The sequence below is a fragment of the Guptibacillus hwajinpoensis genome, assembly GCF_020524165.1.
GTDB classification, from domain to species: Bacteria; Bacillota; Bacilli; order Bacillales; family Guptibacillaceae; genus Guptibacillus; species Guptibacillus hwajinpoensis_D.
Genome location: NZ_JAIVKU010000003.1, coordinates 391,018 through 416,877 on the forward strand (window position 1 = coordinate 391,018; position 25,860 = coordinate 416,877).

Genomic DNA, 25,860 nt, shown 5'->3' on the forward strand with positions numbered 1-25,860 from the left:
GAGGTGACAACAAAAGCCAGGATAACAAAAGGGCAATCATTTGGTAGCAATCGCAATCTATGGTCAGTAATCCTGTTTGGAATTGGACTTGCTGCATTTTTAGATGTACCATACCGAGACTTTTAATCTCATACAGTATGATGACATGGGAGAAACATTATAGGAACATCTTGTGAATCTTGAATTTTAGGATCTTCTACTTTTTTTCAACTCTTTTTGTTTTACAACTTCAGTAGGTTCAGCTCATACATAGATAATATTTAGAGTAGAATTGGTGAACTGTGACTTATGTGATTACTACTGTTGTTCTTTCTGTCCTGAATTGCGAAATATCTGTTTCAATTTTCTAAAAACAAGTTGACACGAAATAAGAAACCGCTTACAATAAAGTCAATCAAAACATCTACGTAAACGATTAAATGAATTTTTCTTTTCATGATACGTGACTGATTAAACGAATCGCCCACAGGGAATTCATTTTTTTTACTACAAAAAGTAATCGATTACGTAAACGATTAATTATAGGTGAGGAGAGATTATGGAGACGAAACTTAGAGCGTTACCTAGAAGAAATGTCCGTAGTGTCCCAAAGGTCAACAGCTCCTGGAAAAAGGTTTTACATAACTATGAATTGTACTTATTTCTACTTCCTACGTTAATTTACTTCATTGTCTTTCACTACGTACCGATGTATGGCGTTCTCATTGCATTTCAAGATTACATGCCCACTTTGGGGGTTTCAGGAAGTCCGTGGGTCGGTTTTGAACACTTCGAACGCTTCTTCAATTCCTTTCAGTTCTGGACATTGTTAGAGAACACCCTTGAACTTAGTGTGCTACAGTTATTATTTGGCTTCCCGCTACCCGTCATCATTGCGCTTCTCTTAAATCAGTTACGAAATCAACGTTACAAAAAGTTTGTACAAACAGTGATTTATGCGCCTCACTTTATCTCGGTTGTTGTTCTCGTAGGTATGGTTTACGTGTTTTTCTCACCGAATGGACTCATTAACAATTTTCTCATGATCTTTGGTGCCGAACCAGTTCACTTTATGTCGCAGGCAGGTTGGTTTAAGCCACTCTACATTTCTTCAGGATTGTGGCAAGAAACAGGTTGGGCAGCGATCATTTATCTTGCCGCATTAGCTGGCGTTAGTCCGGAAGTTCATGAAGCAGCGATTATGGATGGCGCTAATAAGTGGCAGCGAATTCTTCATGTTGATATTCCAGCGATCTTACCTACGGCGATGATTTTATTAGTTCTCTCAGTAGGAAATCTCATGAACATTGGATTCGAGAAAGCGTATTTAATGCAAACGCCGTTAAACGTTTCAGCAGGAGAAATTATTCCAACTTATGTGTATAAAGTTGGTTTACAGGGTGCTCAGTACAGTTTTGCTGCAGCGGTTGGATTGTTTAATGCCGTCATAAACTTTATCTTGTTATGGGCAGTAAATCGAGCTGCCAAGAAGTTATCTGGTTCTGGCCTATGGTAAGGGGGAGTAAGCAATGACTCAATTTGTGATGAATCGATCGAAATTATGGTCTAGGAAATCGAAAGAGGATAAGATATTTGATCTGATTAATCTCCTCTTTCTTACAACGCTCTCACTCGTTGTTATATATCCGCTGTATTTTATCATCATCGCTTCGATTAGTAACCCGGATAGCGTCTACAATGGCGATGTATGGTTTTGGCCAAAGGGGGTTACGTTTGAAGGATATGAACGAATTTTCCAGGATAACCGGATCTGGACAGGTTATAAAAATACGGTGTTGTACACCGTCGTTGGAACATTAGTGAATGTCACGTTAACACTCATGGCAGCTTATGCGCTCTCGAGAAAAGATTTAGTCGGTAGAAATTTCTTCATGATCCTCTTTGTCTTCACCATGTTTTTCTCAGGGGGATTAATCCCAACGTATTTAGTTGTTAAAAACCTGGGCATGGTGGATACAATGTGGGCCCTCATTATTCCAAAGGCAGTTGCGGTTTGGAACCTGATTGTGGCAAGAACATTCTTTCAATCAACAATTCCAGATGAGTTGTTAGAATCAGCCAAAATGGATGGGTGCTCAAATACAAAATTTTTCTTAAAGATCGTGTTGCCGCTATCGAAACCAATAATTGCTGTAATGGTATTGTTTTATGCCGTTACTCACTGGAATTCATTCTTTGATGCTTTGATTTATTTAAATAATGAAGATAAATATCCGTTACAACTAATTCTAAGATCAATCCTGATTCAAAACGAAGCTTCTGCCAGCATGGTTGGTGATGTTGAATCGTTTGCTGCTCAGCAAAGAATTGCTGATTTAATTAAATACGGTGTCATTATTGTTGCGGCGATCCCGCTACTCATTCTTTATCCTTTCATCCAAAAGTATTTTGTGAAGGGAGCTTTAATTGGAAGTATTAAAGGGTGACCATTTGTTTTACTTCATTATTAGGAGGTGGATCGCTAATCTTATGGCTTTACTAAGTAACTTGTGCTTGAGGTGAATTAAAACCATTCGGGGGGAATTTAGTGATGGGTAAACGAAAAAGTTGGTCTTTTCCGTTCATATGTTTATTGCTCTGTTTCATTCTTGTATTAAGTGCTTGTTCTTCGAAAAATAGTAGTTCTGATGGGAAGTCTGAATCCGCTGAATTTAATAAAGAAGGACTTCCAATTGTTGACGATCAAGTCACCCTGGAATTTGTGTCACCCAAAGCACCACTTGCTCCTAAATACGACGAGATGGAGATTTTCAATACGTTAGAAGATGAGACGAATGTGAAAATTGAATGGAGTAACATTCCAGACGACGGTTATGAAGAGAAGAAAAACTTGATGCTTGCAAGCGGTGACTTACCCGATGCGTTTTATTCGGCTAAATTTACAGATCTTGACATTGTGAAGTATGGACAAAACGGTACGCTGATCCCTCTTGAAGATTTAATTGAAGAGCATGCGCCTAACATTCAAAAATTGTTTGAAAAACGACCTGATCTAAAAAGCATGGTAACTGCTCCAGATGGACACATATACACGCTACCTCGTGCAGAAGAAGCTGGACTTGGAGCTGTACCAAACTTTATGTCCATTAATAAAACTTGGTTAGATGAGCTAGGGTTGGAGATGCCAACGACGCTTGAGGAGTATCATGATGTGCTTGTTGCCTTCAAAGAAAAAGATCCTAATGGAAATGGGAAGCAAGATGAAGTTCCGTTAAGTTTTATGTTCAACTTCTGGACTGGAAACTTTGGTGATATGTTTGCGGCATTTAATATGCCAGATAACGTGGATCATCGCATTGTTAGAGATGGAGAAGTAATCTATACAGCTGTTCAACCGGAGTATAAAGAAGCCATCGACTATTATCATCAATGGATGAAAGAAGGCTTAATTGATAAAGAATCATTTACGCAAGATGTCTCTCAATACTTCGCTAAAGGGAAAAACGAAAAATATGGATCTTATATTTGGTGGGAATCTGAAGAAGTAGTTGGCCCAGAATTGAAAGATGATTATGTCCTCTTACCACCGCTTGAAGGTCCGAATGGAGATCAGGTTGTCGGTCGATCGAATTATTCTGATTACTCTCGTGGTGAGTTTGCGATCACTTCGGCAAATGCAAATCCGGAAATTACGATGCGTTGGGTTGATCAGTTATACGAAACAAAGATGTCAGCTCAAATTAACTGGGGACCAATTGGGACTATTTTTGAAGAAAAAGATGGAAAACTCGTCTTAAAAGAACAGCCTGACGATGTTGTAATGGGTGAATTAAGACAAAAGGTTGCACCAAATGGACCAGTAGCGATTTTGAAAGAAGACTTTGAAGAAACGGTTGAAATGGAACCCCGTGCAAAACAGCGTTTGGAAGATTTGAATTCGATCTATGCGCCATATCTTGAAGATGAGAATTACCCGCAAATCTTCTTTAGTCCTGATGAACTAGATGAAATTAACCGTTTAGAAGTAGATATTAAAGAATTTACAAATCAGAAGAAAGCTCAGTGGCTAATGGAAGGCGGAGTAAATGAAGAGTGGGATAGCTATAAGAAGCAGCTTGAAGACATGGGTCTAAGTCGCATAATGGAAATCTACCAGGAAGGTTTGGATCGCTTTAAAAAGAATCAATAGAAAATAGGCACAGTAAAGAAAGTTAGAACACTCGTGTTCTAACTTTCTTTACAAATTGGGAGTGTGATTGATGGCTAATATTAAGTTGAAAAAATCATTGGTAGCGCATTGGGCATTCACAGAGGGCAGTGGAAGTATTGTCCATGACGGACCTAATCAAGATGTCATTCACTGTGTATTTAATGAGCGGCGGTCCACTTTACCTGCCGATGAACCGCAGTGGCGTAGCGGAATAACTGGACACGCCCTCATGTTTGACGGCTATTCAACTTGGATTGAACGAAAAGAAGGCATTCATTCAATCGATCAAGCATTTACCATTGAAGCTTGGCTAGCACCACGTTCGTTTGGGGGAATTGAGGATGAGCGACTGGCGGGTATTGTAAATCAACATAATCGAGGATTGAATGAAGGGTTTATTTTAGGTGTTCATAAGCATGGAGAATGGGGACTGCAGATTGGTGTAGAAGATGACTGGATCGAAGTGCGGGCTGTGAATTCTCCGATACCGAAGTTAAAGTGGTCACATCTTGCGGCAAGTTTTAACGGTCATGAAGGAAAAATCACATTGTATTTAAATGGTGAAAAAGTGGCCGAGAAAACAATAGATAAGAACGTATCCATGTCTGTTAGTCATGAAGCGCTTTTGATTGGTAAAAGTAACGATGCGAAGATGATTGAAAATGTGTTTTCGTTAAATATGTTCAGTGGTTTACTTGATGATATTAAAATCTATAACCGAGCATTAAATGAAGAGGAAATATCAAAGAGTTTTACCGATTACCTGTTACCTTATAAAGGTGAAATCCCGCCACTACCTTATCGGAATATTGCGATCGACAGAAGCGTTTATGATCGTGACCCGCACCGCCCGAAGTTTCATTTAACGCCGCCTGGTCATTGGATGAATGAACCCCATGCGCCTCTTTATTTCAAAGGGCAGTACCATTTGTTTTATCAGCATAATCCACAGGGTCCTTATTGGGGCAACATCCAGTGGGGACACTGGGTTAGTGATGATCTGGTGCATTGGCGCGACTTACCTCTTGCCATTGAAACAGAAGCAGATGATTTAGCTCCAGACGGCATTTGGTCAGGAAATGCCGCTTACGATGAAGATGGATTACCCGTTTTGTTTTTTACAGCAGGCCATTCATCAAAGGTGCCCAATCAGATGACAGGATTAGCGAGAAGTACGTATAGGGAAAATCAAGATATCGATTTAAAGAAATGGAAAAAACATCCTGTACCCGTAATGATTCAGCCTAATCATATGGGTCTGCATCATGATGGATTTCGAGATCCCTTTGTATGGAAAGAAGGAGAGATCTGGTACCAAATTGTCGGTACTGGAATAGAAGACGTAAGTGGAGCTGCGATTCTTTTCACTTCTGATAATTTAGTTGATTGGGAATGCAAAGGATTTCTCTACGATGATAAAGAGCAGGAGTATCCTTTCTTAGGTGAAGTGTGGGAACTGCCGATTTTACTTCCGATTGGGAAAGGAAAGCATCTTTTTATCATTAGTCCTGTTGGAAGAAATGCCGATGTTGAAGTGTTTTATTGGATTGGAACATGGGATAAACAGCGTTATCGGTTTAGACCAGATCAGAAAGAACCGCAGCTCATTGATATTGGGGATTTCCATTTTACAGGACCAAGTGCCATGATTGATCCTAAAACGGGGCGCTTGCTTTTGTTTACGATCGCTCAAGGGAGGCGTTCGCTTAAAGATGAATATGAAGCAGGATGGGCACATAATGGGGGACTTCCAGTACAACTTTGGTTACGAGACGATGGAAGATTAGGTGTTAAGCCGATTGAAGAACTAACAAAGCTGCGTCAGAAAAAACTCGTTTCGTTAAAAGATCAATCCGTTGAAGAGACTAATGATATCTTAGCTCATGTGAAAGGAAATATGCTTGAGATCTGTGTTGAATTTCAAGGTGACGTTGCGCTTGAATATGGTGTAAAGGTTTTAAAGTCTGATTGTGGGAATGTCGAAACCTTCGTTTATTATAACAGTCAAGAAGAGACGTTGAACGTTAGAAAGAAAACAGAGGACTCAAACGATGACCACACTCAAAGTGGAAAGCTTCTACTAAATGGAGAGCAGTTAAAGCTCCATATTTACGTCGACTGTTCAATCGTCGAGTGCTATGCCAATGAATTAAAAAGTATAACAACGAGAGTATACCCTGATATCGAAGCATTAGGATTAGAAATATCGGCGAATGATTCGGTAACAGTGAAGTCGATGGAAGTGTGGGAAATGGAAGGTGGGTTTTAATGTTCTGTGCCCATGCTAAAAGCTTATAACGCAAATTGCCCGAATGGATAAGTCACTTATTTTGAAGGGAGCTTTATAAACTTATGCTCAATCACTGTAAGTTGAATATGGTTTCTCTGACTGTCTTATTCGTCATAAGTAGCCTGGTGCCAATCAGTATTTCGAATCCTGCTCATGCACAAACGACTATTGCAAATCCAAGTTTTGAAACTGGAGATTTAACCGGGTGGACAATTGTCAGCGGTGACGCATTCAATGAGAAAGATGTGACAGATGAAACTAGCTATTGGGATAAGCAAACATTTGATCAAAAAAACTTCTGGCATATATGGGGCGGGCGAGGAGACGACACTAAAGTTGGGGTCATGCAGTCTGAAACCTTTACTCTTGGAGGAGATGGTCAGATTGATTTTCTAACTGGAGGAGATTCCGATCCGGATCACTTGTCAATCTCTCTCGTTAGAGAATCAGATGGAGTAGAGTTAATGAAGAAAACAGGGACTGGAACAGATACATACTCCAAAAAGAGTTGGGATGCCTCCGCTCATGTAGGTTCAGTCGTCAGAATAAAAGTTGTTGATCGTACAACAACAGGACATATCAATATTGATGATGTGAATGTTCCGGCAACCCCTTCCTTACATGACCATGTGGAACCTTCCATTTATAATCATGATTTTGAATATACGGCGCTAACTCCTTATGAAATAAGGGGGTGGGAAATCGTGAGCGGAGATGCGTTTGGCCCAGAGAGCCTTGTTCATGAAGAAGAGTGGAGTGAAGGCGATGAATTTTCACATGAGGGGCGCTACCATTTATGGAGTTTTAACGATGGTGGAGATGATCAAGTAGGCGAACTGCACTCAGAGTCATTTACGATCGATCAAAATGGCGGAATCGATTTTCTTATTGGAGGAGGGAATGACGAGGAGAATCTATATGTTGCTCTCGTAAGAACGTCTGATGGAAAAGAGTTACGAAAAGAAACCGGGCGAGATACGGAAAAGTACCAGCGCGTTTATTGGGATGTTTCAGAATACATTGGTGAAGAAGTGGTTATTAAAATCGTCGATAATGCTAAAGGGGCGTTTGGACATATCAATGTTGATGACTTTCGAACAACTAGTTCTCCTTTTACTGATGGGTTAATGGCCCATTGGAGTTTAGATGAAGGTGCAGGTAAGGATACACTTGAGCAAGTCACAGGTGAAACCAATTTAATTGATTACCATCTTAGTAAGGGAGTTTTTCAGGAAGCACAGGATCCACTGTGGAAGGACGGCATTTCAAACGGTGCCTTATTATTTGATGGGTACTCTACCTGGATTAAACAGAGCCCTACGAAACTACCTGCGCCTAAAGAAGCTATAACAGTTGAAGCGTGGGTCGCGCCAAGAAATTTTGAACATGGAGACGAAGGCCGCTTATCTGCAATCGTGAATCAGCATAACCGGGAAAAGAAAGAAGGATTCATACTCGGGAATTTTCGCCACGGTACGTGGGGGTTACAGTTTGGTACTGGGGAGGATTGGCAGGAAGTGATGTCTGATACGCTTCTTCCTCTAAATGAGTGGTCATACGTCGTCGCAACGTACGATAGCACAACTGGTGAAGCAGTTCTCTACCAGAATGGTGAAAAGGTAACATCACGAAAATTTGATGCTGGATCTGCGATTAAACCGAGTGTAAGAGATATGTTAATTGGAAAGAACAATGATGGTATGTGGTTGTATGGCTTTGATTTAAATATGTTTAGCGGGCTTATGGATGAAGTGAAAATTTACAATCAGGCCTTGAGTGCTGGGAATGTGAAAGATTCCTATGAGTCTTATGTAAGTGCTTTAAATGGAAATCTGCCAACTCCTGACGTGAAAACAGATCGAAGTCTTTTAACGGATGATCAACATCGGCCCCAGTTTCATATGTCTCCTCCGAACCATTGGGGAAATGAACCAGGTGGTCCTATTTACTTTAATGGTCAATATCATGTGTTCTATCAGAGTAATCCTAGAGGACCATACTGGAATCATATTCGCTGGGGGCACCTTGTAAGTGATGATATGGTTCATTGGAGAGATGTTGACGATGCCGTTATCCCTGGGCGATATGATGTTGATCCCGAGGGGGCGTGGGCGGGTGGTGCTGTTGTCGATGATAACGGTGTGCCTGTCATCTTTTACACAGCGGGTGATGATCGTGATCAGCCTAATCAGCGCATTAATTTGGCAAGAAGTACTTTTTTGCAGGATGGGGATAACGATCTTAACCGTTGGGAAAAGAATTCAGAAGTGATTCTAGATCAAGAAAAAGGACAGGGGATCATGGGTGAATTTCGAGATCCTTACGTTTTTAAGGATGGTGATACTTGGTACATGCTAGTGACTTCTGGTAAAGAAGGATCTGATGGAAAACCCGTTGGAGGTACCGCACTAGTGTATTCTACAAAGGATGCGAGTTTTGAAGACTGGACCTTTGAAGGTGACTTATTCCTTGGAGATTATGGAGCCTATCCTGAAACAGGACGCGTTTGGGAGCTGCCGATTTTGCTGCCATTAGGAGATAGCGGGAAGCATATTTTCTTAATCAACCCTGCCAAAATGAAAAGAGAAGAGTATCAGTCGAGGTATACGTACTATTGGATTGGAACCTGGAATCCTGAGACGGCTAAATTTACGCCAGATAATGAAGCGCCTCAACTACTTGATGTTGGAGACCATTTTACTGGACCAGCTGGAATGGTAACGCCTGATGGAAGAACCGTTATTCATAGTATTACGCAGGGCAGGCGTCCAGCAAACGACGATTATGATGCGGGATATGCTCATAATTATGGTTTGCCGACAGAGGTTTTTTATCGAGATGACGGAAAGTTAGGGATGAAGCCGATCCAAGAGTTGAACGAATTACGAGGCGAAGAGCTTATTAATCTGACATCGGACACGTCCATGGAAGAAGCGAATCAACTTCTATCTAACATAGAAGGAGACATGCTTGAGATCCAGTTAGAACTAGACAATGGATCTGCTAATGAAGCGGGAATTAGCTTAAGACGTTCACCGAATGGCGAAGAAGAAACCATTGTGTATTACAAAGAAAGTAGCAAGGAATTTTGGGTGAACCGAACCAAATCAAGTCTCGATCCAGATGTGGAAAAATGGTACCAGGGCGGAGAGGTAGATACTGATTCAGAGACGATCAATCTCCATGTGTACGTGGACCGTTCTGAAATCAATGCCTATTTAAATGAACAAAAAGGGTTAACCACAAGAGCTTATCCGACGAGAGATGATGCGAAAGGTGTGCAGCTCTGGGCGAATGAGCAAAGTGAATCCGTCACCGTTAAATCATTACAAATTTGGGAGATGAACTCGGCGTACGAAAAGGTGAACGCTACTGGGGTGTCACTCAATCCAGATTCGCTAGAATTAATTGCTGGAGATACAGAACGACTAACACCTGAAGTGAAGCCAGCTCAAGCAACAAATAAAGAGGTGATCTGGACTTCAAGCAATCCAAGCGTTGCGACTGTGGTGAATGGAAAAGTAACGACTCATTCTCCTGGTACTGCTACGATTAAAGCTGAAACAAGGGACGGAGGTCATACGGCAACGAGTGCGATCACTGTCGTTGAAGAGCCCCCTCATGATGAGTTATTGAATCATGATTTTGAAGCTGGTAATTTAACGGGTTGGACTGTCATGGAAGGCGATGCCTTTAGCGATCTTGATGTCACGTCTGCTGATGATTGGGGGTGGGGAGGTCCATTTAATCAAAACGGAGCTTTTCATCTATACAGTGTTCATAACGGTGATGATGCCGAAACTGGAACGATACGTTCACAGAAATTCACGCTTGGAGGAAATGGACAAATCGATTTCCTCGTTTCTGGAGGAAACGATATTTATAACCTCTATGTTGCGCTAGTAAGAAGTTCAGATGGGAAAGAGTTAATGAAAGTAAGTGGTGGAAACCAGGAAGGTTATACACGAGTTAAGTGGGATGCTTCTGACTACATTGGAGAGCAAGTTTATCTCAAAGTTGTTGATCGTTCCAACGGTTCATGGGGACACATTAGTATTGACGATGTGAATGCGCCTGTTAAGCCTCCGAATAACGTAACGATAGCGAACCCCAATTTTGAGACGGGAGACTTGAGCGGATGGAAGGTTACCGGGGAGGCCTTTAGTGACCAGGATGTCACACAGGATGAAGAATGGGAGTGGGACTGTTGTTTCAATCATCAAGACGCCTATCACCTGTGGAACTTCAAAGATGGCGGTGACGCCGAAATAGGTGAAATGCAATCAGAGCCCTTTACACTCTATGGAAGTGGGTGGATTGACTTCTTGATTGGCGGAGGGAAAAGTAGTGAATATTTATATGTTTCTATCGTAAATGCAACTGATGGGAAGGAGCTATTTAAATCGACCGGTACAGAGAGTGAACAATATAAGAGGGTTTACTGGGATGCTTCTTCTTATATAGGTGAAGAGGTATACCTTAAGGTGGTGGACAAGGCTACCGGCGGATGGGGGCATATCAATGTTGATGATTTTCATGTGTTCAATACAGAAGAGGATCTTTTAACAAGTGAGCGATACGAAAAGTATCGTTCACAGTTTCATTATACTCCTGAAAAAAATTGGATGAATGATCCCAATGGACTTGTTTATCATAACGGAGAATACCATGTGTTTTATCAATATAATCCAACTGGCGTCACATGGGGACCAATGAATTGGGGGCATGCGGTTAGTACGGATTTAGTAAACTGGAAACGTCTGCCGACTGCGCTAGAAGAAGATGAGAACGGATTTATATGGTCAGGTAGCGTTGTCGTGGATGAAGACAATACGGCCGGGTTTGGGAAGGGTGCCATGGTGGCGATGTTTACGCATGAAAAAGGAGGGAATCAAAGTCAAAGTCTCGCTTACAGCAATGATAACGGTCGGTCGTGGCAGAAGTATGCTGGAAATCCCGTCCTCACAAACATCGACCAATTCTCAGTTTTTAGAGATCCGAAAGTATTTTGGCATGAAGAATCCAATCAATGGGTGATGCTGCTTGCATTGGAAGATCAATTTCAAAAGCAATTTGTTCGCATCTACCATTCGGAAGATATGAAAGATTGGACATTTGCGAGCGACTTTGGTGAAAATCAAGGATCACATGAAGGGGTTTGGGAAGTGCCAGATCTATTTCCATTACCTGTCGATGGTGATCCACAAAACACCAAATGGGTGATGCAGGTAAGTCTTAGTAAAGGTGCCCCTGCTGGCGGTTCAGGTGTACAATATTTTATTGGTGATTTTGATGGAACGACTTTTCGTAATGACAATCTAGCAAGTACCGTACTATATGCCGATCATGGGGCTGACTATTATGCTCCACTAACCTTTAATCATACGTCTAATGGACGCCGAATTGCGATGGGGTGGATGAATAATTGGGAGTATGGTCAGGCAATCCCAACTTCTATATGGCGAAGTAAACTAACGGTTCCAAAGGAATTAAGTTTAAAAAGCATCTCGAATTTAGGTGTGCGTCTCGTTCAAACTCCTGTCAGTGAGCTTCAGAGTTTGAGAGGGGAAAAATATCATTATACGAATGAAGTTGTAGCACCGGGGCAGAATCTATTATCGGATATAAAAGGTGATACGATAGAAATTGTTGCTGAAATTCAAACGGATAAATCAACGGCGAAAGAATTTGGTTTTAAAGTTCGGGTTGGGCATGGTGAATACACAGAAGTCAGTTACGACATGACAAATGCGACGTTATCGTTAGATCGTTCTAGGTCTGGGGATACGAGTTTTAACCAGTCTTTTGCTGCGAAGCATGAAGCAGTCATGATACCTTCTGATGGGTTAGTTACCCTCCATTTACTTGTTGATCGATCTTCTATTGAAGTTTTTGGGAATAATGGTCAGGTCGTATTCTCAGATCAAATCTTTCCACATCTAACAAGTGATCAGATAGAGCTGTACGCAATTGATGGAGAAATAAGCATGAAATCTTTAGCGATCTATCAGTTAGATAAAGCAACTATTAGTAACGGGAATTAAGATTAATTATATCGAAATAGACTCTTTTTAGATAAAGCAGAAAGTTAATTGACAGCGCTTACTTTAATAACTATAATTAATGTTATATTATACGTAATCGTTTACTTAAGCTCTATTAGGAGCTTATTTTATAAAAAGTAACGTAATCGATTACGCGACATGTGATTCGCAGCTTTAAAGGAGCAAGTAATTTGATAAGTAGGTGAAAAAGATATGGGCACCGTTAAAGATGGAAGCAATATGCGTTCAAAAATGAAAGATGTCGCTCAAAAAGCAGGTGTCTCTACGGCCACCGTTTCTCACGTGATAAACGGAACGAGGTATGTTTCTGAAAATACGAAGAAAAAGGTCTATCAGGCTATGCGGGACCTTAACTACAGTCCGAACTTCGTAGCTAGAAGTCTTCGAAGCAGCAGTTCAAAAACGATCGGTTTGATCATTCCTGCTAAAGAAATGGATACCTCGGGCTTTTTCTTTATGTCAATTGCGCACAGCATTGAGAAAAAGCTTAAGGAAATTGGCTATCAGTTAATTCTAAGTAATTCAAATGAAGATATTGAGAATGAGATTCAACAAATCAATATGTTTAAAAACCAAATGATCGATGGGCTAATTATGGCGCCAACTTATGGGGATCATAGCTATTTAAAAGAATTTGAAGATCAGTTACCCATTGTATTCATTGATCGAAAGCCAGAGGGAATTGATTGTGACTGTGTCCTTGTCGATAACTTCAAGGGAACTTATGAGGCGATGAATCATTTTATTCAGAAGGGACACCAAAGAATCGGATATATATCCGGTCCACTTGGCCTAACGACGAGTGATGAACGGCTTAGGGGATATAAGCATGCGTTATTAGAAAACAATCTTCAGGTTGATGAATCAATGATTGTGATCGACGAAGCCTCACTGGAAGCTGGCAAAAATGCGATGGCGTTTTTACTTGAGCAATCGGAGTGCACGGCGGTCATGATCGGGAACAACATTCTAACATTAGGTTCAGTCGTTACGTTAAATAATAGCAAAATTCAAGTACCTGAACAGATGGCTGTGATTGGCTATGATAACTATGAATGGACAGAAGCGACCAATCCACCGTTAACCATTATTAAACAGCCGATTAATGAAATAGGAGAAAAAGCAGCGGAATTGTTGCTCGCTCGTTTAGAAAATCCTCAGAAAGAATCTTCGTGTGTGAGCTTGCCAACAAGCTTAGAAATACGAAGTTCATGTTAGTAGTCTATAAGATGGATACGACGGGAGGAAAGGGAGTTGGGAGATCATAAATACAAGGTATTTTCTTTTTTAGAAAAAGCAGTGGATTTTCTCTTTCTCAGCTTCATATGGGCCATTATGTGCGTTCCAATCATCACGATTTTCCCTTCAACAGCGGCAATGTTTGGCGTGGTACGAACGTGGCAACTTCAAAAAGGGGAAGCGGGTGTTTTCATTACTTTCTTTAAGTTGTTTAAGGAGAATTTCAAACAAAGCTTTGGTTTATCCCTTATTTGGAGTTTAGTTGGACTTTCTTTATACCTTAATTTCCAAATCGTATCTCTATCTGGTTCAGTGCTTGAAGTTGTGATTTTTATCATAAGTGTCTTTCTAAGCATCATTTTCATTGTTGTAACCATATACTTATTTCCTATGATGGTTCATGTGAAAGCAAAGTGGCACGAACTGGTGAGAAATTCATTTTTTCTTGTTGTAGCAAGTCCGTATTCAACGATCATCATTGGTGTTGTCACCCTCGGTACAGTCTGTTTTTTGATAGATAATCCAGCAGGACTATTCTTTATCTCAAGCACGATAGCTTACTTTATTAGTTATTGGTTCCTTAAAGCAATTAGTAAACTACAAATCAATTAATGGTTTCGTTAAAAACTTTGTTGACAGAAAGGGTGCTGAATATTGGATGTTGAACAAGTGATTCCTCGAAGCAACTATTCAGAGAAGCATAGACCTCAGTTTCATTTCACTCCGGAATCAAATTGGATGAACGACCCAAATGGGATGGTTTATTTTAATGGGGAATATCACTTATTCTATCAATACCATCCTAATAGTAGCGTGTGGGGACCGATGCATTGGGGACACGCGGTGAGTAAAGATTTTATCCACTGGGAGCACCTCCCTATCGCGTTAAAGCCCGATCAAAACGGGGCTATTTTCTCAGGAAGTGCGGTTGTCGACTGGGATGATACAACTGGTTTTTTTAATGGGCAAAGTGGTCTCGTAGCAATCTTCACTCACGCGGATACATATCCTGGATCCGAGAGACCACGGCAGCGGCAGAGTCTAGCTTACAGCAGCGATAATGGGAGGAGCTGGACATTTTATAAAGGCAATCCGGTCCTGTCAGAACCTCGGATTCTAGATTTTCGAGATCCTAAAGTTTTTTGGCACAAAGAAACGAATCGTTGGGTGATGGTCATCGCTTCGGGGCAATCCATTAGTATCTACACGTCATTAAATTTAATCGACTGGGAGTTTGCAAGCACGTTTGGAGAGAAAGAAGGATCGCACCAGGGGGTATGGGAATGCCCAGATTTATTTCAACTACCAGTGGACCACGATCCATCCAAACAAAAGTGGGTATTACTCGTTAGCCTTGGCGACAATCCAGACGTTGAGAGCGGTTCAAAAACACAATATTTTATTGGTGAATTTGATGGCGAAACGTTTCGAAATGATCATCACCAAGATCGTGTGTGCTGGCTTGATCATGGTAGAGATAATTACGCAGGCGTCACGTGGTCTGATCTACCAGCTCATGATGGGAGAAGGATTTTGATTGGATGGATGAGCAACTGGCGCTATGCGAATGAAACGCCTACAAAAGGATGGCGAAGCGCGATGACAATTCCTAGAGAATTAGCCCTGAAATCCACTTCGAATGGTATCCAACTTACCCAGCAGCCTGTTGCAGAACTTGAAAAGATTAAAGAGCCTCTCGCTCTGTTTAAAGATCAAAAGGTACAATCAGGAGATAATCTACTACCAAGTATAAGTGGAAACACACTTGCGATAACCATTGATCTTGCTCCTGGTTCATCAGAAGTCGTTGGCTTAAAGGTCTTAAAGTCTGATAAAGAAGAGACTGTTATCGAATATCATACTAAAACAGAAAGGCTATTTTTTGATCGTACTCAATCAGGAGACTCATCTTTTCATGATTCTTTTGCCTGTAAGCAGACAGTAAAGATGGGGCTTATTGGAAAGCGCTTGCAGTTGACCGTGTTAATTGATCGCTCCTCTATTGAGATTTTTGGGAATGGTGGAGAAACCGTTCTGACAAATTTAGTGTTTCCTTCAGAAGATAGCAATGGTCTTGAGTTATACAGTAGCAGTGAAATTTTTATTCATTCACTTGAGGTAAATCGATTGAATTCTGTGTGGTCCAATTCATAATTTGGTTTCAAAAAGATGAGTCAGACTTTTAAAGAGGCTGGGTTTTAGGTAAAGGCCGAGTTTCTAATTGGAAACTCGTTCTTTACCTATGCTTCCTCTAAAACGTCTGAATAGAATTAGAGTGACGTGTTTTCATTTTTTTTTATCAAGTGAGCAATGTCTTCTTCTTTCACATTTAAAAACATGTTAATAACAAACAGGATGACACTTAGGACAAGAAGGTTAGGAAAGATCATGAGCAGAACGGTTAGGGAAGTATTGCCGGCAAGGAAGAAAGATAGCCCAAGCATAAATAGAGGGAATGAACAGTTATAAAGCCAGAAATGAAGTTTGGCTAAACGTGTTTCACTAGCTTTTGGGAATAGAACATAAATAAATCCAAACAAGCCCATTGAAGCCCAACCTAGTAGGTTAATATGAGCGTGAGCACCTGCCAAACTGTGATCCTCCATCATCTCCATCAATAACCCCATACTCACTCCAATTAGGAAATAAAGAGCTGCCAATTTAAGAAACCATACTCCCATTCTCATTGAATCCCTCCTATATAGGTTTGATAGCCCGTTTAAGTATATATCGCTAGAAACAGGATTATGACGAGCATGATGAAGATCTAATCCATCAATTTTACGTGAATAACCTTGTCCTTCAAACTTTTGAGTTCTCGTTTTGTTACAATAAAACCAACAAAAGCTCGCTTTCTTATAGGAAGGTAAACTCTGAAAAAAAGGTCAGGTGTCAAAAATGAACTTGAAACAAAAATGTGCCAAATCAGCGCTAGCATACATAACAGATGAAACCATCATCGGTCTCGGCGGTGGCAGTACAATTGGGTATTTGATTGAATTTATTAAAGAACAAGGCTTAAATGTAAAGGTCATTACTCCTTCGCAAAAAACAAAACTTTTATGTGTAAAGCAGGGTTTGGAGGTGCTGCCAACGTGTGCGGTTGATGAAGTAGATGTGGCTTTTGATGGGTGTGATGAGGTTGATGAGAAGTTGCATGCACTGAAAAGCGGTGGAGGCATTCATACGCAGGAAAAACTCATTGCTAGTATGGCAAAAGACTATATTTTGCTTGTTGATGATTCGAAAGTTGTGCCGGAGTTAACTTATCAGCATCCAGTCGTGCTGGAGATTTTGCAGGATTCACTAGCATTTGTATTAAAGAAATTGGGAGGGATGGGTGGAAAAGCAGAAGTGCGTTCAAGTTCTGCGAAGGATGGCTATACAGTTACCGATTATGGAAACTTTTTAGTTGATGTGTGGTTTGAGGAAGGGCAGGATAGTGTCCAACTTGAAAAAAGTCTGAAAGAAATACCGGGTGTACTTGACGTATCCCTTTTTACGAGGGCTGTTACAAAGGCATTAGTGGCAAGTGCAGAGGGGGTTTACGAGATTTCAAAATAAGATGACCATTGCTGGTGTCTGGTCCTCCTCTAACTAGTAAGGAGGACCAGGCACTTATTATTTTTGATTTTCTGTCCCCCACAAATGCATCTGCTCTAAAATTGGCATCAATGTTTTTCCTTTTTCCGTAATGGAATACTCCACTTTTGGAGGGACGGTACTCTGTTGTTTGCGGTCGATGAAGCCTTCTTCTTCTAGTTCTTTTAACTGCTGACTCATTACTTTATGTGTGACGCCTGGTAGTAACTGACGTAATTCATTATAGCGAAAACTGCCATCCACACTGAGGTGCCACAAGATCACCGTTTTCCATTTGCCACCGATTTTCTTTAATGTATATTCAATCGAGCATTTTAATTTTCCGTTTTGGTCGACTGGAGAAGTCATGTTGGGTCGACTCCTTTCTTACCTTTTGGTTAGTATCGTACAAAAAAGTGCGGTCTTACACGATGGTTTTGTTCTCCGTATAATAAACGTGTGTTGTCAGAACATAATTACTAAGGAGGAGTACAAAACTATGTTACCATATCCAAGAAGTTTTTCTCATATCGGACTATCTGTCCCAAACCTTGAAGAGGCGATTACATTTTATAAAGAAGTATTCGGTTGGTATATTTTAATGGAGCCGTCTGATGTGCAAAATGACGATTCTCCAATCGGTCAAATGTGCCGTGACGTCTTTGGCGACGACTGGGATACATTCCGAATTGCTCACCTCTCAACAGGAGATAAAATTGGTGTTGAAATGTTTGAGTTTCCAGAAAACGAAAAGCCAGAAAACAACTTCGAATATTGGAAGACAGGCATTTTCCATTTCTGTATTCAGGATCCTGATGTTGAAGGAATGGTTGAAAAAATCGTGCAACATGGTGGGAAACAACGTATGCCTATCCGTGAGTACTATCCTGGCGAAAAACCATATCGCATGGTCTATGTAGAAGATCCATTTGGCAACATTTTCGAGATTTATTCTCATAGCTATGAGCTTACTTATTCTGATGGAGCTTACTAATTCATGTTGTGAACCAAGAGAAACATTCTCTTGGTTCTTTTTTTGGATTAGATGTTTCGATATCTCCCTATTTAGACTGTGTTTTCTTGCTATAATTGGACCATAAACCAATTATAGGGAGGAATAAGATGACTGTACAATCACTTGCACTCCAAACGGGTGGCAATGCTCCAATAGCTCAAGAAGGTCAGGTTGAGGTGAAAATGGAATGGTTTCGTTCGTTACACGATGTGGACATCACGTGTTTTTTAGTAGGAGAGAATGGAAAAGTTCCGAATGATGATTACATGGTTTTCTATAATCAATCCGCTGATCCTTCACGCGCAGTTCAGTTTCAGCAGTTGAATGATAAGTCGGTTTCATTTCAGATCAATTTAGACGAACTTCCTTCTCAAATTGAAAAATGCGTTTTTACTGCCACGATTGATGGGGCGAGTACATTTCAAGACGTTGAGGGTTGCACGTTAGTCGCTTCATCTGAAGCAACAGAAATTCGTTATGATGTAACTGACGCTAAAGACGAAAAAGCGCTAGTCGTTGCAGAGTTATATCGTTATAAAGGAACATTTAAGTTGCGGGGAGTAGGAAGAGGTTTTAACGGAGGGTTAAAGCCACTCGCCGAAGCGCATGGTGTAACAGTAGAGGATGAGGAATTGGCTGAAGTAGAGGTCAAGCAGGCGCCTCCTAAAATCAATTTAACGAAAATCGATTTACTGAAGAAGCAAGTTGTGATTTCCTTACAAAAGAAAAACATTGAGCATGAGAAAGCAAGGGTGGCCGTTGTAATTGATGCTTCTGGATCGATGACGAACCTTTTCTCAAAAGGGACCGTTCAGCGAGCATTCGAACGAGCACTAGCTGTTGCAGCCTATATGGATGATGATGGCGTACTCGACGTCTGGTTTTTTGGAGATCGTTCAATGAGAGCGCCAAGTGTAACAGAAAATGACTTTGAAGATTATGTGAAGCGTACATATCCTGCACCAAAGTTCTTTCGAGGGTTAGGAGTCGGTAATAACGAACCGGCTGTTATAAAAGACATTATGAAAAAATACACAAAAGAAGAACCGCGCGACGATATGCCAACCTATGTCATTTTCTTTAGCGACGGAGGGATCTACAAGGATGCCGAGATTTCCTCGCTCCTAAAGAAAGCCTCCAGTAAAAATATCTTCTGGCAATTTATCGGGATTGGGAAAGCGAACTATGGTATCTTACAGAAACTAGATGACTTGCCTGGTAGAGTCGTAGATAACGCTGATTTCTTCCCGTTTGATGATTTAGATAAGGTGAGCGACGAGGAGCTATACAATCGTCTATTTAATGAGTATCCCACCTGGTTAAAAGAAGTGAAAAAGAGAGGGATCATCGTAAATCAATAACTTACGGTACGAATAAAAGAATGTAGGAATTGTATTCTCCCTCTGACTAACGAAGAAGAGCCATAGCGGCTCTTTTTAGTTAGTCCTTTGATAGTCATGCTCCATAGAGGCTGCCTCTTGAAACACCTCAACCAAAATCTTCATCCCGTTCTCAATTTTATCCTGAGTTGAATGCGTGAAATTTAATCGCATTGTATTTTGCTTTGCATCTGCTACATAAAAAGGTGCGCCAGGAACGTAGGCAGCCCCTTTACTTACAGCTGTATTTAATAAAAGGGTCGTATCAATGTCTTTCGGTAATTCTACCCAAAAGAACATCCCACCTTTAGGAACGGTATAGGAAAGACCGGGGAGCTCCGCTTGATCAAGCAAACGCTGCATTACCTTCATTCGATCATAATAGGTGCGTCTTAAGTTTTGAATATGACCGTTCAAATCAAAATCGGTGCAAAGGTGGTAGAGCGCATGATGGGCTAGAGAATTTGAATGCAAATCGGCCGCTTGCTTTGCTTGTGCCATGATGCGTATGATTTGATGAGGTCCTTTAATCCATCCTGTTCGTAACGCAGGCACCACCGTTTTAGAAAAGGTGCTGGTGTAGACGGTGTGCGAGCCATCGTCTAATGCCGAGATTGGTGTGTACGTTTGGCTGCTATCAAATTTGATCTCACCATAAGGATCATCTTCAAAAATAATCACTTTCTTTCGAATGGCCGTTTCTAAGAGATGCTGTCGTCTTTCTAATGACCATACCTTCCCCATTGGATTGGAGAAAGTAGGGACAACGTACACACACTTCGGCATGTACTTTTTCATTTTATAATTTAGATCCTCAGGGACCATTCCATGCTCATCGGTTTCAACCGGGATAATCTTTACTTCATACGATTGAAACACCTGAACAGCTGCAAGATAGGTAGGGTTTTCAGTTAGAACGATGTCACCGGGGTTGAACATGACCCGGGCGAATAAATCGATTGCTTGTTGAGAGCCGGTAGTGAGCATAATATCATCTACGCGTGAAGCGATTCCTTTCTTACCCATTCGATCGACAAGCACTTCACGAAGCGGGGCATAACCTTCTGTCGCGTCGTATTGAAATGCTTTTCCGCCAGACTCAAATGTCTTTGAGAATGCATTTTGTACGGCTTCTACAGGGAAAAGTTCATCATCTGGTAATCCCCCCGCAAATGAAATAACATCTCCTTTATTCGTGATTTTTAGGATATCTCGTACCGCAGATGATTGAAGATGCTGTACTCGCTTAGCAAATCCGTACCTCATGACCAAAACGCCTTCCTTTGTTTTAATATTTAAAATATTGTCATTATAGCATTTTAATGCGTTGAAAGGCTAGTGTAGATAGATCGTCTTCGAACAATAAAAAGCATCTACAAACATAGCAGATGCTTTTTCCAATCAATTCCCGCTCTCTTCTTTCAGTTTTTCCATCTTTTCAACCCAAGCTTGAATATCCTTTCGAATCTGTTCTGCCTGTGCATTTACTTTGTCGCGATTTACTTCTCCAAGCTTTTGATCGAGTTCAAAGAAGGCATTTCTTCTCTCATTATTCCAATCTTTCAATTCGGTTGCTTGTTGTTCTGTGATCCATTCTTTCTCTTCCATGATTCTGATCGATTCATCGATTCGGAAGGCTTCACGTCTTGAAATGGAACGCATTTCTTTAGGCGCTTGTTCTGCTTTCTTGTATTCATCAGATATTTCCCATCCATTGGGAGCCATCGTATGGGCCCAGGCAAGATCACCTATAGAAGGTAGCCATTCGTATTCAATCGTTTGCTTTAAGTCATCTGGACTGTCTGCTTGAAAGTATTCTCCGTTACCTGCAGCAGCCACTTCCTTTAACTGGTTTTCCGCTTCTGCATCCACATCAAAACCGATGATGTTAACTGTGTTGCCATTGGCACTTAACTTTTCACTGGCAGCTACCGGGTCACCATCACAGGTTTCAGCTCCATCACTGACGATGTAAATTGTCGTCGCTGAGTCATAAGATTGACTCATTTTATCTGCTTTTTCAATGGCAGCAGCTAAAGGTGTCCAGCCTTTACTATCAAATGCATTCACGGCTTCCTGAAATTCAGCTTTATCATAGGATCCCATCGGATAGACTTCCTCAATCCCTGAACAGGAGCGTTGCTTATCTTCATCTGCTTCAGAGCCCTTATGTCCGTAAACGACAAGCGAAATGTCACTAGATTTTCCAATCGTTTGAGCAAAGCTTTTGACAGCTTTCTTAGCAGTCGTCATTTTCTGTTCACCGTTGCTCTCTAACAGCATGCTCGAGCTTGCGTCTAGCAAAACAATCGCTTTATTAGGAGCTTCCTGATTCTCTTCCTCTTTCTGAACAGTGGGATCTGGGAGATATGGCTCTTCAAAAGGAGGTTCATAATTCTCTGCCTTGTCAATGGCCGCGGGGTAGTTTGGACTTGAGAGAAGCGTGAGAAGGCCCTGTTGGTATGCTTTCATATCCTTAGCTTCTTTTGATAGTTTTTCTAAAGCATCTGGTAGTTTTGTTGCTAATGCTGAAGGCAATTCGTGATTTGTTTTAAGCTTCGCGGCATCGTCTTCATAGTTCAAATCATTTGTGAGTGTGCCACCTGTCATATTTTTAAGAGAATCCAACGAAACGGATAGATGAATCTCTTCATTGATTATAGGCTGTTTGTTGTTTGATTCCCTGCTTTCTTTCTTAGGAGCAGACGGCTCCTCCTGAGTAGCTTCATTATTTGAGCTACACGCCGTTAGGATAAATATAAGGATGCAAATCATAAACGTTCGATACTTCATTTATTTTCTCCTTATTCAATTTGAGATGGTATAGCTACGATTTTAGAGGGATGTTTTTATAAAAGATAAACCATTTTTTTAAAAGAAATAGGAAATGAAAATATACTAGTGCACAGCCAATAAGAATACTGAAACAGATGAACCACTCAACAATTTGTCCACCTAAAAATATCAATAGAAGGACAAAGGAAAGAAAGATTCCAACAATCGTATAAGAAAGAATGTGATAAAGATACTTGTTCTTCCTCTTTCTCGTTAAATACCAGTCAATCAAAATAGAGACGGGTATCCCGATCAACAGAAAAAATGGTAGCATCAAGTAGGCATATAGCATGATATCTGAGAAAACCAATTTCGCTTTCTCAGAGTCAAAGAAATAAAAAGACGTGTTTAATAGGGTAGACATGCTAATGGCTGATAGGAAGGATGCTAAGATCCGAAAGATAAATGTCATGTTAAAATCCTCTATGTATAAGTGACCGTTTTCGCAGGAAACGATCACTTATGAACTTTCATATTTTTCCTCTAGCTCTTTCCGTTTTTTACTATAGTTCTGTCCGATCTGATCAACCTCATCAGATAATTGTTGAAGCTCTGGGTACAGTTCTTCTGTTTTTTGTTGATCTTCTTCACTAACGGGAGGGATTTGAAGCTCAAGCATGTCGGACTGTAGCTCGAACATGTCTGATAACGTAGTAACCTGATCAAGAAACAGTTGATGAAGTTCCTGAACTTCATTCGTTTCAAGCTTTTTATCAACATTATCAGCCTGGGATTTTACATCCTTTAGCAAGGGAAGAATTTCTTCATCCACGTAAGTTTGAGCTTTTTCTGGCTCCGAATACTTGTCAATCAGCTTTGCTCCCATATCTGAGATTTTTTCGGACTTCTCAAAAAGGGCAATGCGATCTTCATTGTTGTATTCATTGAACTCATCTTCAGCAGATTGCCCATTCGCATTACATCCGCCTACGATAAAAAGTGTAAGTAGTAAGAAAAAGATTTTTTTCATAAGTAAATTCTCCTGATTTAAATTGGTTTGTCCTTATCTTAGCTCTACTGTTCCATCCTTTTTTAAATAGAAAAGCTTTGTGCCGTTAATTTCTTTTCCATCTTTACTAATTTGAAGAAGGACCTGCTTTTCGCCACTAGATGGGACTGGTGCATTGACGATTTTCTCCCACCCTGGAATATTCGTTTGAAGTGTTTTTGAAGAGGTACTTGTGATTAATTCACCCGCACTTTTACCAGTTAAAGGCACTTCAGGAGTTCCTTGTAGCCAGCCATCAATATTGTCGGCTCCAGGAACGCGACCGACAGCCTCACTTATAGCTCGATTACCGGCACTTTCTGCAATCTTTTTTGCGTAATCTCCCATGTTTTGAGTTAACGCATTATGATCGATGGTCGTTTGAGAAAAATAAAGGTCAGGATTGTCAGGAATAATAACGAGGTCTCCTCCAACCACTGTGTAATTAATTGGCTGTTCATCAATGGTCGTCGTATGAATCGTTAAGCCTTCATCATTCTGGATTTGATTAAGATCATACCCACCACCAGGCGTCAGCTCCTGACTTTCTGATAAGCCGTATTTGTTGATTGCTTCCTTTTGCGTCTCGGTTATTTTCGTACTATTGTTTTCATCAACGGTGTCAGTTGCCCAGTTCCATAAATCACTAAAGGTTGTTTCCGCTTTGTCTTTCTTCACGGTTTCACTGAGTTCACCAACATACCAATCATCAATTGAAACAACTCCATCAGGGCTCATTGTGATCATCGCGCGGCGATCCCAATTTTCGCCATCTCCTCCAATATAGACAAGAACCTGTTTCGTACCAGACTTTGGTACTTCTGCTGAAACAATTTCTTTCCAGAAAGGGATTTGCTTCTGAATGGATTCCGATGCCTGTTCTTTTAGTAAATCTCCTGAATTGGCGCCAGTTCCTGGAATGTCTGGCATGTTCCCCATTTTGTTATTTAATGCGGAAGCACCAGGAATTTTCCCCGCGCCTTTTCCAATAAAGTATTCACCAAAGGCACTGGCGGTGGTTTTGCCAATCTGGCCGAAAATCTCCTCAGTTAAGCCATACTCCGTGTTCTGCGTGTAATACCACAAATCTGGTTCATTTCTAAAAATAACGAGACGATCATTGATAATGGCATAATTCATAGGAACGCCGCGCAAATTGAAAGTCTCAATTGCAACGCCATCCATTTCATCTAGCATTGATAAATCCATTTCTTTTCCTTTGGCAACCTGGTGAGTACCATCGACAAATTCTTGAGCATTAGGATGATCTGATCCACTTAGCTCAGCAAGACCAACAAAATCTCGTTCATATCCTTTTAATAGCTTGTAAGAATAAGTAGGCGAGCTTGAGATGAAGCTTTTACCGAACACATTCCAAAAAGTCGTCAAATAACTCCCGAACATCGATAGCATTTCTTGTAACTGCTTCTGCTCTAGTGAGACTTTAAGCTGGTTGTACTGCATCAGATGATCTAATTGGCCGGATTGATAGGTTGAGATGTTGATTTTACCACCGATCATTAAGCCTTTCATTTCATTAATATATTGTGTGATCTGTTGGATGTCTTGCTTCAGTTCATCTAGATGAGACGTTTGACGATGGTCAAATTGTTGCAAATCGTGAATGGTTACACCAATGTCATTTCTAGCATGCTGAACGTGGTTTAGGAAATCCTGATCATTTAGTTTTGGGACTGATACAATATCACTTACAGTTGAAAGGCTAGCATTCACATCATCTACTATACTAATTGTATTTGTCTCTGTATTTATTAAACCATTCATTAAGTTTCCGTCGAGAAAATCTTCACGTATCATCCCATCTTTTGCAGGCTCAAATGCTACCGTTGCTTGCTTTAGGTCATAAAGTTTTTGCTGGTATTGCTTTAATGAGAGTTGGAAGTATTCAACGAGTGGAACATGCCAGTCTTGGTAGAAAAGACGAATGGCTTTTCCACCCTTTCCATCAAAGGCATTCTCTAGACTAATAAAATCGTGAATACTAGTTTCGAGGTTTTGAAATTGCTCCATTTGGGTTTCAAGTTTTGTGGTGTTTTCTTCAATCGCGTTACGCAAAGATTGTGTATGTAACAGCTTCACTGATCTACCGCCCCTTTTTTATGGAATTGTCAGTTTATTTAGTGCTTTTTTACCCTGAAAAAATGGATGTTAACCCATCTTTTTACATTTTGATTTATTTATAAAAACGAGGAGCTGATGTAGTACCGATTCTTTCACTGCAGGGGTTCACTATCTAGTTTAAAGGTTGGTTTAATAGATTGAAACCTCTTTTGTAAAACAGAAGGATGGTCGTATA

At 40.7% G+C, this 25,860-nt stretch carries 19 protein-coding genes; 12 read left to right on the plus strand and 7 right to left on the minus strand.

Going from position 1 to position 25,860, the window contains the following annotated elements:
• The first annotated feature begins 3 nt into the window (after window positions 1-3).
• The 9 genes from LC090_RS21885 to LC090_RS05300 all read left to right on the plus strand — a co-directional run bounded on the left by LC090_RS21885 (window position 4) and on the right by LC090_RS05300 (window position 15,898).
• A complete protein-coding gene (locus LC090_RS21885; RefSeq protein WP_255647985.1) occupies window positions 4-126 on the plus strand; it encodes a hypothetical protein in 123 nt (40 codons plus the stop codon).
• Between the two features lie 412 nt (window positions 127-538).
• A complete protein-coding gene (locus LC090_RS05265; protein ID WP_226655924.1) occupies window positions 539-1,495 on the plus strand; it encodes an ABC transporter permease in 957 nt (318 codons plus the stop codon).
• A 13-nt stretch (window positions 1,496-1,508) separates the two neighbouring features.
• Window positions 1,509-2,426: a carbohydrate ABC transporter permease gene (locus LC090_RS05270; RefSeq protein ID WP_226655926.1), complete on the plus strand. Its 918-nt coding sequence runs from the start codon at window positions 1,509-1,511 to the stop codon at window positions 2,424-2,426.
• 104 nt (window positions 2,427-2,530) lie between these two features.
• Entirely contained in the window at window positions 2,531-4,129 is a 1,599-nt protein-coding gene (locus LC090_RS05275; protein WP_226655928.1) for an ABC transporter substrate-binding protein, read from the plus strand.
• A 70-nt stretch (window positions 4,130-4,199) separates the two neighbouring features.
• On the plus strand, window positions 4,200-6,419 hold the full coding sequence (locus tag LC090_RS05280) for a LamG-like jellyroll fold domain-containing protein (protein ID WP_226655930.1): 2,220 nt from the start codon (window positions 4,200-4,202) through the stop codon (window positions 6,417-6,419).
• A gap of 83 nt (window positions 6,420-6,502) precedes the next feature.
• Window positions 6,503-12,484: a GH32 C-terminal domain-containing protein gene (locus LC090_RS05285; RefSeq protein WP_226655931.1), complete on the plus strand. Its 5,982-nt coding sequence runs from the start codon at window positions 6,503-6,505 to the stop codon at window positions 12,482-12,484.
• 213 nt (window positions 12,485-12,697) lie between these two features.
• Entirely contained in the window at window positions 12,698-13,723 is a 1,026-nt protein-coding gene (locus LC090_RS05290) for a LacI family DNA-binding transcriptional regulator (protein WP_226655933.1), read from the plus strand.
• A 36-nt stretch (window positions 13,724-13,759) separates the two neighbouring features.
• Window positions 13,760-14,356: a YesL family protein gene (locus LC090_RS05295; RefSeq protein WP_226655936.1), complete on the plus strand. Its 597-nt coding sequence runs from the start codon at window positions 13,760-13,762 to the stop codon at window positions 14,354-14,356.
• Between the two features lie 42 nt (window positions 14,357-14,398).
• Entirely contained in the window at window positions 14,399-15,898 is a 1,500-nt protein-coding gene (locus LC090_RS05300; protein WP_226655938.1) for a glycoside hydrolase family 32 protein, read from the plus strand.
• A 116-nt stretch (window positions 15,899-16,014) separates the two neighbouring features.
• Here the strand turns inward: LC090_RS05300 and LC090_RS05305 are convergent, their stop codons facing one another.
• Window positions 16,015-16,431 carry a cbb3-type cytochrome c oxidase subunit I gene (locus tag LC090_RS05305; RefSeq protein WP_226655940.1) on the minus strand — a complete coding sequence of 139 codons (417 nt, stop codon included), beginning with the start codon at window positions 16,429-16,431 and terminating at the stop codon, window positions 16,015-16,017.
• Between the two features lie 211 nt (window positions 16,432-16,642).
• On the opposite strand from LC090_RS05305, the gene rpiA reads away from it, so the two are divergent.
• Window positions 16,643-17,308, plus strand: coding sequence for a ribose 5-phosphate isomerase A (gene rpiA, locus LC090_RS05310; protein ID WP_226655943.1), 666 nt, complete (start codon window positions 16,643-16,645; stop codon window positions 17,306-17,308).
• A 57-nt stretch (window positions 17,309-17,365) separates the two neighbouring features.
• Here rpiA and LC090_RS05315 read toward each other — a convergent pair whose 3' ends face one another.
• Window positions 17,366-17,695, minus strand: a complete 330-nt coding sequence (locus LC090_RS05315; protein WP_226655945.1) for a winged helix-turn-helix transcriptional regulator — start codon at window positions 17,693-17,695, stop codon at window positions 17,366-17,368.
• A gap of 130 nt (window positions 17,696-17,825) precedes the next feature.
• Between LC090_RS05315 and LC090_RS05320 the strand changes: the two genes are divergently transcribed.
• Together LC090_RS05320 and LC090_RS05325 are read left to right on the plus strand one after the other, a co-directional pair.
• The gene (locus LC090_RS05320) at window positions 17,826-18,320 is read left to right on the plus strand and encodes a lactoylglutathione lyase family protein (protein ID WP_226655947.1); all 495 of its coding nucleotides are present in this window, start codon (window positions 17,826-17,828) and stop codon (window positions 18,318-18,320) included.
• Between the two features lie 128 nt (window positions 18,321-18,448).
• Window positions 18,449-19,702, plus strand: coding sequence for a VWA domain-containing protein (locus tag LC090_RS05325; RefSeq protein ID WP_226655950.1), 1,254 nt, complete (start codon window positions 18,449-18,451; stop codon window positions 19,700-19,702).
• A gap of 75 nt (window positions 19,703-19,777) precedes the next feature.
• Here the strand turns inward: LC090_RS05325 and LC090_RS05330 are convergent, their stop codons facing one another.
• From LC090_RS05330 to LC090_RS05350, 5 genes are all read right to left on the minus strand, one after another.
• Window positions 19,778-20,986, minus strand: coding sequence for a PLP-dependent aminotransferase family protein (locus LC090_RS05330; RefSeq protein WP_226655951.1), 1,209 nt, complete (start codon window positions 20,984-20,986; stop codon window positions 19,778-19,780).
• Between the two features lie 135 nt (window positions 20,987-21,121).
• A complete protein-coding gene (locus LC090_RS05335) occupies window positions 21,122-22,513 on the minus strand; it encodes a vWA domain-containing protein (protein ID WP_226655954.1) in 1,392 nt (463 codons plus the stop codon).
• 34 nt (window positions 22,514-22,547) lie between these two features.
• Complete coding sequence (locus LC090_RS05340) at window positions 22,548-22,967, minus strand: hypothetical protein (RefSeq protein ID WP_226655956.1); 420 nt, start codon at window positions 22,965-22,967, stop codon at window positions 22,548-22,550.
• A 48-nt stretch (window positions 22,968-23,015) separates the two neighbouring features.
• Window positions 23,016-23,525 carry a membrane lipoprotein lipid attachment site-containing protein gene (locus LC090_RS05345; RefSeq protein ID WP_226655959.1) on the minus strand — a complete coding sequence of 170 codons (510 nt, stop codon included), beginning with the start codon at window positions 23,523-23,525 and terminating at the stop codon, window positions 23,016-23,018.
• A gap of 33 nt (window positions 23,526-23,558) precedes the next feature.
• Window positions 23,559-25,643 carry a T7SS effector LXG polymorphic toxin gene (locus LC090_RS05350; RefSeq protein ID WP_226655961.1) on the minus strand — a complete coding sequence of 695 codons (2,085 nt, stop codon included), beginning with the start codon at window positions 25,641-25,643 and terminating at the stop codon, window positions 23,559-23,561.
• Window positions 25,644-25,860: the final 217 nt, after the last annotated feature.

What these genes read in the sequence shown, in the direction of transcription:
- LC090_RS05265 (WP_226655924.1), top strand. Translation starts at nt 539, where the DNA reads ATGGAGACGAAACTTAGAGCGTTACCTAGAAGAAATGTCCGTAGTGTC.
- LC090_RS05270 (WP_226655926.1), top strand. Translation starts at nt 1,509, where the DNA reads ATGACTCAATTTGTGATGAATCGATCGAAATTATGGTCTAGGAAATCG.
- LC090_RS05275 (WP_226655928.1), top strand. Translation starts at nt 2,531, where the DNA reads ATGGGTAAACGAAAAAGTTGGTCTTTTCCGTTCATATGTTTATTGCTC.
- LC090_RS05280 (WP_226655930.1), top strand. Translation starts at nt 4,200, where the DNA reads ATGGCTAATATTAAGTTGAAAAAATCATTGGTAGCGCATTGGGCATTC.
- LC090_RS05285 (WP_226655931.1), top strand. Translation starts at nt 6,503, where the DNA reads ATGCTCAATCACTGTAAGTTGAATATGGTTTCTCTGACTGTCTTATTC.
- LC090_RS05290 (WP_226655933.1), top strand. Translation starts at nt 12,698, where the DNA reads ATGGGCACCGTTAAAGATGGAAGCAATATGCGTTCAAAAATGAAAGAT.
- LC090_RS05305 (WP_226655940.1), bottom strand. Translation starts at nt 16,431, where the DNA reads ATGAGAATGGGAGTATGGTTTCTTAAATTGGCAGCTCTTTATTTCCTA.
- rpiA (WP_226655943.1), top strand. Translation starts at nt 16,643, where the DNA reads ATGAACTTGAAACAAAAATGTGCCAAATCAGCGCTAGCATACATAACA.
- LC090_RS05315 (WP_226655945.1), bottom strand. Translation starts at nt 17,695, where the DNA reads ATGACTTCTCCAGTCGACCAAAACGGAAAATTAAAATGCTCGATTGAA.
- LC090_RS05320 (WP_226655947.1), top strand. Translation starts at nt 17,826, where the DNA reads ATGTTACCATATCCAAGAAGTTTTTCTCATATCGGACTATCTGTCCCA.
- LC090_RS05325 (WP_226655950.1), top strand. Translation starts at nt 18,449, where the DNA reads ATGACTGTACAATCACTTGCACTCCAAACGGGTGGCAATGCTCCAATA.
- LC090_RS05330 (WP_226655951.1), bottom strand. Translation starts at nt 20,986, where the DNA reads ATGAGGTACGGATTTGCTAAGCGAGTACAGCATCTTCAATCATCTGCG.
- LC090_RS05335 (WP_226655954.1), bottom strand. Translation starts at nt 22,513, where the DNA reads ATGAAGTATCGAACGTTTATGATTTGCATCCTTATATTTATCCTAACG.
- LC090_RS05340 (WP_226655956.1), bottom strand. Translation starts at nt 22,967, where the DNA reads ATGACATTTATCTTTCGGATCTTAGCATCCTTCCTATCAGCCATTAGC.
- LC090_RS05345 (WP_226655959.1), bottom strand. Translation starts at nt 23,525, where the DNA reads ATGAAAAAAATCTTTTTCTTACTACTTACACTTTTTATCGTAGGCGGA.